The following is an 8,149-nucleotide window of genomic DNA, read 5'->3' on the forward strand; positions in this document are numbered from 1 at the left end:
CCACCCGGTCCCCTGAGGTATGCGCGTGCGGTCGTATGCTCACTCTAGGACGGTGGGCTTCACATACCGGATGGGGGCTGTGATGAGTTACGAATATGACGCGCGCAGATCCGGATCCGATGCATTCGCGGGAGCGCTGCGCGATGCGATCAACGCCAGGGACGTGACCCTCTCCTGGCTGCAGCAACAGCTCAACGCACGCGGGAACCGCGTCTCGATGGCCACCCTGAGCTACTGGCGCTCCGGCGCCCGGCACCCCGAGGGCGTGCAGTCGCTCGCCGCACTCGCCGACATCGAGGACCTCCTCCGACTCGAGGCCGGGGCCCTGAGCAGGCTTCTCCGGTCGACGAACCGCACGGGACCGCTCGGGCCCAATCAGTTCCCGATCGATGAGGAAGAGCTCGAGCGCGCGGTCATGGACGCGTTCCAGGCGCTCGGTGCGTCGTATCCCGACACCTCCCGAGAGCTCACGACGCACTCGGTGACGGATGTCGGGGCCGACGGCAACATCGCCTACAGCGTCACCCGCAGCATCGTGCAGTCCACGGTCGGCACCATCACGGCGATCCCGTTCCTGGAGATCACTCCCGGGGTTCGCACGCCCGCACCCGTGATCGAGGCCGTCTCCGGAGGCAGGATCGCCGCACGGTACTCCCACCCCGATGGCGAGGTCCACGGGGTGCTGTTCGAGCTTGACATCCCGCTGACGGCCCCGGACACCGCGATGGTCGAGTGGTCGGCGGAGTATCCGCCCGACTACCCGGAGACGCGCGACACCGGGCACGCGCTGGCCCAGAAGGCCCGGGAACTGCTGGTGTGGACCCGTTTCCATCCGGACGCGATCCCGGACTGGTGCGAGGAGCACCTCGAGACCCCTGAAGGCGTGACCCTGACACCGCTGCCGCCACCCCGAGGCACCTCGGTGCACCTGGTGCGCCGGGCGTTCGGCCCCGGTGCGCTCGGCCTGCGCTGGGGATACGGACCCCGCGAGGATCAGCCCGGCTGATCGCCGGTCGCCACCGGGCGGCCAGGGGTGTTCGACCACTGGCTCCAGGATCCGGGGAACACCTTCGCCTCGATCCCCACCTCGTGCAGGACCAGCGCGGTGTGGGCGGCGGTCACGCCCGAACCGCAGTACGCAGCCACCGGCGTACCCGGGGTCACCCCGACCGCCGCGAGGGTGGCGAGCACGGTATCGGTGTCGAGGAGTCTCCCCTGGTCGTCGAGGTGGAGCGTGGTCGGCAGGTTGCGCGCGCCCGGGATGTGACCGGCCACCGGGTCGAGCGGCTCGGTCTCGCCGCGGTACCGCTCGGGGGCGCGCACGTCGAGCAGGACTCCGGCTTCCGGGAACGCCGCCGCCTCGTCGATCGAGAGGGCATCGCGCCCGATCTCCTCGAGGACCACGTCGCCGGGCTCCGGGCTCACGTCATCGGTCGCGACCTCGAACCCCTCGGCCTGCCACCCGCGGAGGCCGCCGGCGAGCACGCGCACGTCGACCCCCGCCTGCCGCAGCAGCCACCACGCGCGCGCCGCCGCCGTGCCCTTGGCATCGTCGTAGGCGACCACCGTGTCGCCCACGCGGACACCCCAGCGCCGGGCCGCGGCCTGGAGCGTGGCCGTCGACGGCAGCGGGTGCCGTCCGTCCGAGGGCTCTCCGTGGGTGGAGAGCTCCGTGTCGAGCGCGGCGAACACGGCGCCGGGGATGTGCCCCGTGAGGTAGTCGTCGTGCCCCGTCTCCGGGCGATCCAGCCGCCACCGCACATCGATCACGCGCACCGGTGCACCCCGGGTCAACAGGTCGTTCAGCTCGACGGCACTCACGAAGTCGCTCATGCTGCGAGGCTACCGAATCCTCGGGTCACCCCGTCCTCACCTTCGAATCGCGTGAATGGCCGCATCCGGCGCCGGAATCGGACCATTTGCGCGATTCGAAAGAGGATTCCGGCCACTAGGCTCGATCCGGCAACGTCGAGAAAGGGCCCACGATGCCCTCTCGACTTCGCTGGATGCGGTTCCGCCCGGAGGAGGCCGCGCTCCTCGCGATCACCGCGGTCTGGGGCGGCACCTTCCTGCTCGTGCATTGGGCGATGGACCATTCCGGACCCTGGTTCTTCGTGGGCATCCGCTTCCTGATCGCGGGTGTGATCAGCGTCGTGATCTTCCGCCGGGTGCTGCGCGGGATCCGGTGGCGCGACGTCGGCGCGGGCGTGGCGATCGGGGTGATGATCTACCTCGGCTACGGCTTGCAGACGCAGGGGCTGCAGACGATCGACAGCAGCACCTCCGCCTTCATCACCGCGATGTACGTGCCCCTGGTCCCGCTCGCGCAGTGGGCCGTGTTCCGCACGCGTCCTCCGGTCATGGCCTTCGTCGGCGCGGGGCTGGCGTTCGTGGGACTGCTGTTCATCGCCGGGCCCGACGCCTTCGCGCTCACCCTCGGCACCGGTGAGGTCGTGACCATGATCAGCACGTTGCCGATCGCCGCCGAGATCATCCTGATCAGCCTCTTCGCGGGAAAGGTCGATCTCGGCCGCATCACGGTGATCCAGCTGCTGACGGCCGGCGTGCTGGGGCTGCTCACGATGCCCGTGGTGGGTGAGGGCGTGCCGGAGTTCTCGTGGATCTGGGTCGGCTGCGCGGTCGGCCTCGGAGCGGCGAGCTGTCTGATCCAGCTGACGATGAACTGGGCGCAGAAGTCGGTCTCCCCCACGCGCGCGACCATCATCTACGCGGGTGAGCCGGTGTGGGCCGGCGTCATCGGACGCATCGCCGGGGAGCGTCTGCCTGTGACCGCACTCATCGGCGGGGCACTCGTGGTGCTCGGGATCCTCGCGAGCGAGCTGAAGCTCGTGCGGCGCACTCCGGCGGAACGCCCGCCTGACAGGTAGACAACCAGGAGACATCCGAGGGTCGGGGAATACTCCGCTGGACTGCGCGTTGCACCCGGCATGATTGAAACTTCAACCGTCGCTCCGGTCGCCACGGAGCGCACGCGCGTCCGGGTGCCGCTGCGCTTCGGCGACGGCTTCTCCACGACCGCCGACGTCATCACCTTCGACGGGCTCATCGACGGCCGCGAGCACCTGCTGCTCGGACTCGGCGATTGGCGTGCAGCGCTCGAACGCGCGACCGAGGGCGGGGAGGCCCCGCTCGTACGCCCGCACAGCGAGTGCCTGACCGGCGACGTGTTCGGCTCGGAGCGCTGCGACTGCGGCCCCCAGCTGCGCGAAGCCGTGGAGCGGATCGCGGAGGACGGCGGCTTCCTGCTCTACCTGCGACAGGAGGGTCGGGGCATCGGCCTCTACGCCAAGCTCGACGCCTACGCCCTGCAGGACGCGGGGCTGGACACCTACGAGGCGAACGTCGCCCTGGGACACGGTGAGGACGAGCGCGACTACACCGTGGCCGCCCAGATGCTGAACGCGATCGGCGTCGACGACATCCGCCTGCTCAGCAACAACCCCGACAAGGCCGTGCAGCTCGAAGCACTCGGCATCCGCGTGACCGAGCGGGTGCGCACCGAGGTGCACCTGTCGGAGTCCAATTCGCGCTACCTGCAGGCCAAGAGGGACCACACGGCGCACACGCTCGACCTGTCGGCGGCGTGACACCCGGCGTGACATCCGAGGAGGACACCATGACGGCGGAGCAGCAGCAGCCGCGGCGACTCGACGACACCGAGATGGACACCTGGCTCCCCATCATCCGGTTCGTCCAGCTCCTCCCGCAGGTGCTCGACCGCACCCTCAAGGAGGAGGTCGGCCTCAACCACGCCCGCTACGCCATCCTCGTCACACTCGCCGGGCAGGGGGACGGCATCGTCACGATGACCGAGCTGGCGCGCATCGCGGGGCTCAGCCGCTCACGCCTGAGCCATGCCCTCGACTCGCTCGAGGAGCGCGGCTGGGTCGAGCGCACGTCCTGCAGCACCGACAAGCGAACCCTCTCGGCCGCTCTCACCCCTGCCGGTCGGGAGATGCTGCGCACGGCGGCTCCGGTGCACGTCGAGCAGGTGCGCGAACTGGTGCTGGATCCGCTCACCCCCGAAGAGCGCGACCAGCTCGGGGCGATCCTCGGCAAGTTGCTGCCGGGAGTCACCGCAGCCCTGTAAAGGTCGGGTTCTGCTCTGAGCAGAACCGCTCGAAGCCTCCGGAGACCCCGGTTTATCGTGAGGCATGGCCGACATCGTCCCGTTCCCGCGCACTCCTCGTTCCGACCGTCCACAGCCCCACGGACCCGAGCCCCTGTGGCGACACCTCCTGGGCGACCAGCTGCGCCGACGTCGACACGACCGCGACGAGACACTCACCGCCACCGCGGAGAAGGCCGGCCTCTCGCCGCAATACCTCTCCGAGGTCGAGCGCGGGTTGAAGGAGCCGTCGAGCGAGATGATCGCCGCCATCGCGGGGGCTCTGGACACGAGCCTGATCGAGCTCACGAGCGCCGTCGCCGAGGAACTCCGCGCGACCACCACGGTCCCGCACGGCGCCTTCGCTCTCGCCGCCTGAGCTGCGCGCGTCAGCCATCCGTCCGGCAGCGTGCGTCCGAGGGGGTCGTCAGGTGCGCGCGCCCAGCACGGTGTCGATCAGGCCGTAGTCCCGGGCGGCGGATGCGGTGAAGACCCGGTCGCGGTCGGTGTCGGCGCGCAGCTCCGGAACCGTGCGACCCGTGTGCTCGGCGAGGATCCCTTCCATGTCGGAGCGCACCCGCACCACCTCGTCCGCCGCGAGGATCAGGTCGGGGATCGCACCTCGGGACTGTCCCGCGGGCTGATGCAGCACGATGCGCGCGTGCGCGAGGGCGGCTCGCTCCCCGGATTCTCCCGCGGCCACGAGCAGCGCTGCGGGTCCGATCGCCTGTCCGACACACGTCGTGGCGATGCGCGGGCGGATGTGCCGCATGGTGTCGTAGATCGCCAGCGCTGCTCCGGGGTCGCCGCCCTCGCTGTTGATGTAGAACTGGATGCCGGACTCCGGGCTGTCGGCGTCGAGGTGCAGCAGTTGGGCGATCAGCGCGTTGGCGACGCCCGCATCGATGCCGGTGCCGAGATAGATGACGCGCTCGGCGAGGAGGTGCGAGTACACGTCCATGACCCGCTCCCCCCGGGGATGCTGCGCGATCACGTTCGGGATCGTGTAACTGCTCATGCGTCCGCCCCCAGTCCGACCCGCGGGCGTCGTCGCGGCATCACCTCGGCGATCGAAGCCACGATCCCGTCGATGAACCCGTACTCCTGCGCCTGCGTCGCGGTGTACCAGCGGTCGTGGAGCGAATCCTCGAAGATGCGCTCGAGGGGCTGCCCCGTGTCCGCGGAGATGAGTCCGAGCACGGTGTCACGCATGTGGCGCAGATCGTCGGCCTGCGTCTCGAGCTCGCCGGCGGACCCGCCGATCCCCGCGGACCCCTGATGCATCAGGATGCGCGCGTGCGGGAGGGCGCGTCGCTTGCCCGGCGTGCCCGCGGAGAGCAGGAACTGCCCCGCACTGCAGGCGAGGCCCAGGGCCAGGGTCGCGACGTCGTTCGGGACGAGTCGCATGAGGTCGCGGATCGCGAGCATGGACGGCACGGAGCCGCCGGGCGAGTGGATCCAGAGGGCGATGTCGGCGACGGGGTCCTCGGACGACAGTGCGAGCAGCTGCGTCATGAGCAGGGTGCCGTTGTCATCGTCGAGCGCGCCGTCGAGCACGAGCACCCGCTCGTGGAACAGCGCACGCCGGGCCTCGGGGCCGAAGTGCGGGATGGGGTTGTCTTCGCTCATGCCCCCAGCTTCCGCTCTCGCGTGCCGCGTCCGGCGGGATTCTGCCGTGGGCGGCTCTGCCCTGAGCAGATGTCGAAAACGCGCCGTAACATCGCCGACTCACGGCACCCCTACCCTCGAGCTCATGGCGAAGCAGAAGGCACCGGCCTGGCAGTGGTCGGAAGACGGACTCAACTTCCGCACCCGCAAGTGGGTGCGCCCGGAAGACCTCAATGCGAACGGTTCCCTGTTCGGCGGGAGCCTGCTGAAGTGGATCGATGAGGAGGCGGCGATCTACGCGATCGTCCAGCTCGGCAACTATCGCGCCGTCACCAAGCACATCTCGGAGATCAACTTCGAGGCCTCCGCGGTGCAGGGCGACCTGATCGAGATCGGCCTGCAAGCGACGCACTTCGGCACGACCTCCCTGACGATGCGCGCCGTGGCTCGCAACATGATCACCCGCAAGCGCATCCTGACGATCGAGAAGATCGTGTTCGTGAGCCTGGACGACGACGGGGTGCCCACCCCGCACGGCTACCACGAGATCACCTACGATCGCGATCGGATGCCGACCGAGCGCATCGCGACCGGGACGATCCGCCTGCCCTCGCTCTGACGCGGATCCCCCTGCGGCTACGCGGGAACGGCCTCTGCCGGCGCGCCGCTGCGGGAGGAATCGGCGACGGCGAAGGCCTGCGCGAGATCCGCGATCAGGTCATCGACGTCCTCCAACCCGATCGACAGCCGCAGCACATCGGCAGCCGGGCGGGCCTCGGGGGGCACGGGCCGGTGGGTGAGCGCCGCCGGGTGCTGGATCAGCGAGTCCACGCCGCCGAGCGAGACGGCATGGGTGAACAACCTCGTCGCCGTCGTCACGGCGGAGGCGGCAGCGAATCCGCCCCGCATCCGGATCGCGATCATCGCCCCCGTGCCGCGCATCTGCCGTTCCAGGATGCCGCGCGGATCGCCGTCGAGCCCGGGATAGAAGACCTCGGCGACCTCCGGCCGGTCGATCAGCCACTGCACGACCCGCTGCGCACTCCCCTGCTGGTGCCGCACCCGCACCGGCAGGGTCGTGAGGCCGCGGTGCAGCAGATACGCCCCGAGCGGATGCAGGAGCCCCCCGGTCACCGCCCGCACGCGGCGCAGCGCCTCCGCGGTCTCTTCGCTGCAGGCGACGACACCGGCGATCACATCGCCGTGGCCGCCGAGGTACTTGGTGGCGCTGTGCAACGACATCGCGGCGCCCAGATCGATCGGGTTCTGAAGCACCGGGGTCGCGAACGTGTTGTCGACCACGACCGGCACCGACCCGGCCTGGCGCACCACATCGGCGATGTCGGCGATGTCGAGGGTCGGGTTCGCCGGGGTCTCGACGACGACGAGGCCGGTGTCCGGACGCACGGCGGCGGCGACCTCGTCGGGATGGCAGTACGTGGTCTCGACGCCGAGCAGTCCGGAGCCGAGCAGGTGATCGGTGCCGCCGTAGAGCGGACGCACCGCGACCACGTGGCGTGCGCCCGTCGCGCCGGTGTGCGCGAGGATCACGGCTGTCATCGCCGCCATCCCCGAGGCGAACGCGACCGAGGCCTCGGCGTGCTCGAGTTCGGCCAGAGCGTCTTCGAACCGGGCGACCGTGGGGTTCCAGAGCCGGGCGTAGACCATGCTGCCGTCCGCCGGCGGGCGGCCACCTGTGGCCATGGCCTCGTACGAGTCACCCCCGCGCTCGATGTCGGGGAGCGGATTGGTCGTCGACAGGTCGATCGGCAACGCGTGCACCCCGAGACCCTCGAGGTCGGAACGGCCGCTGTGGACGGCGACGGTGTCGGGATGCAACGGTGCAGTCATCCCTCCACGTTGCCGGAATCGCGGCACTTTTGCAGGAAGTCGACAGGATCCACCATGAATCGAGGCTGTTTCGCTATCCTGTGCAGGATCCGTCCGACGAAGGAGCCGAAGGTTGGCGAAAGCACAACTCGATGAGACCGACCTCGAACTGCTCGCGGTCCTCACCCGCGACGCCGAGATCACGAACAAAGCCCTGGCGCACCGCCTGCGTCTCGCCGAGTCGACGTGCGCGCATCGCGTGCGTTCCCTGCGCGAGCGCGGGGTGATCCGCGACACCCGCATCCGTGTGGATGGCGCGGCCCTGGGCTTCCCGCTGCAGGCGATCATCAAGGTGCGGCTCGCGAATCACACGGGCGACAAGGTGACGGCGTTGTTCGATGCTCTCGCCGGCGTCCCGCGTGTGCTGCAGGTGTTCCACGTCGCCGGCGTCGACGACTTCCTCGTGCATGTGGCCGTGGAGGACGCGACGGCGCTCCGCGACATCGTCCTCGAGCACATCACCGTCCATCCCGTCGTGCGCGGCACCGAGACCCAGCTCGTCTTCGAACTGCGCGACGGCCC

The 8,149-nt window shown here is 69.8% G+C and carries 11 protein-coding genes; 7 read left to right on the forward strand and 4 right to left on the reverse strand.

Annotated features, from left to right (window positions below; all coding sequences use genetic code 11):
* Positions 1 to 82 precede the first annotated feature (82 nt).
* On the forward strand, positions 83 to 1,006 hold the full coding sequence (locus tag E0W80_RS14735) for a hypothetical protein (protein WP_131493565.1): 924 nt from the start codon (positions 83 to 85) through the stop codon (positions 1,004 to 1,006).
* Here E0W80_RS14735 and E0W80_RS14740 read toward each other — a convergent pair.
* Positions 994 to 1,833 (reverse strand): sulfurtransferase, encoded by an 840-nt coding sequence (locus tag E0W80_RS14740; RefSeq protein ID WP_131493567.1) that lies wholly within the window; start codon positions 1,831 to 1,833, stop codon positions 994 to 996. The genes E0W80_RS14735 and E0W80_RS14740 overlap by 13 nt on opposite strands.
* Before the next feature lie 173 nt (positions 1,834 to 2,006).
* Here E0W80_RS14740 and E0W80_RS14745 point away from each other — a divergent pair, with 173 nt between their 5' ends.
* The 4 genes from E0W80_RS14745 (at position 2,007) to E0W80_RS14760 (ending at position 4,508) form a co-directional block, all read left to right on the forward strand.
* On the forward strand, positions 2,007 to 2,888 hold the full coding sequence (locus tag E0W80_RS14745; RefSeq protein WP_131493588.1) for a DMT family transporter: 882 nt from the start codon (positions 2,007 to 2,009) through the stop codon (positions 2,886 to 2,888).
* 60 nt (positions 2,889 to 2,948) lie between these two features.
* Positions 2,949 to 3,608, forward strand: a complete 660-nt coding sequence (gene ribA, locus E0W80_RS14750; RefSeq protein ID WP_131493569.1) for a GTP cyclohydrolase II — start codon at positions 2,949 to 2,951, stop codon at positions 3,606 to 3,608.
* A 29-nt stretch (positions 3,609 to 3,637) separates the two neighbouring features.
* A complete protein-coding gene (locus tag E0W80_RS14755) occupies positions 3,638 to 4,111 on the forward strand; it encodes a MarR family transcriptional regulator (RefSeq protein ID WP_131493571.1) in 474 nt (157 codons plus the stop codon).
* 64 nt (positions 4,112 to 4,175) lie between these two features.
* Complete coding sequence (locus E0W80_RS14760; RefSeq protein WP_131493573.1) at positions 4,176 to 4,508, forward strand: helix-turn-helix transcriptional regulator; 333 nt, start codon at positions 4,176 to 4,178, stop codon at positions 4,506 to 4,508.
* A 48-nt stretch (positions 4,509 to 4,556) separates the two neighbouring features.
* On the opposite strand, the gene E0W80_RS14765 is transcribed toward E0W80_RS14760, so the two are convergent.
* Both E0W80_RS14765 and E0W80_RS14770 read right to left on the reverse strand, forming a co-directional pair.
* On the reverse strand, positions 4,557 to 5,147 hold the full coding sequence (locus E0W80_RS14765; RefSeq protein WP_047524369.1) for an ATP-dependent Clp protease proteolytic subunit: 591 nt from the start codon (positions 5,145 to 5,147) through the stop codon (positions 4,557 to 4,559).
* Positions 5,144 to 5,758: an ATP-dependent Clp protease proteolytic subunit gene (locus E0W80_RS14770; protein ID WP_131493575.1), complete on the reverse strand. Its 615-nt coding sequence runs from the start codon at positions 5,756 to 5,758 to the stop codon at positions 5,144 to 5,146. The genes E0W80_RS14765 and E0W80_RS14770 overlap by 4 nt, the downstream gene beginning before the upstream one ends.
* 124 nt (positions 5,759 to 5,882) lie before the next feature.
* Between E0W80_RS14770 and E0W80_RS14775 the strand changes: the two genes are divergently transcribed.
* On the forward strand, positions 5,883 to 6,356 hold the full coding sequence (locus E0W80_RS14775) for a hotdog domain-containing protein (protein WP_052193822.1): 474 nt from the start codon (positions 5,883 to 5,885) through the stop codon (positions 6,354 to 6,356).
* Positions 6,357 to 6,373: 17 nt separating this feature from the next.
* On the opposite strand, the gene E0W80_RS14780 is transcribed toward E0W80_RS14775, so the two are convergent.
* Positions 6,374 to 7,588, reverse strand: a complete 1,215-nt coding sequence (locus E0W80_RS14780) for a PLP-dependent aspartate aminotransferase family protein (RefSeq protein ID WP_131493576.1) — start codon at positions 7,586 to 7,588, stop codon at positions 6,374 to 6,376.
* 112 nt (positions 7,589 to 7,700) lie between these two features.
* On the opposite strand from E0W80_RS14780, the gene E0W80_RS14785 reads away from it, so the two are divergent.
* A partial coding sequence (locus E0W80_RS14785) for an Lrp/AsnC family transcriptional regulator (protein ID WP_131493578.1) occupies positions 7,701 to 8,149 on the forward strand: 449 nt, incomplete at its 3' end.

The sequence above is a fragment of the Microbacterium sp. PI-1 genome, assembly GCF_004337555.1.
Taxonomy (GTDB): Bacteria; Actinomycetota; Actinomycetes; order Actinomycetales; family Microbacteriaceae; genus Microbacterium; species Microbacterium aurugineum.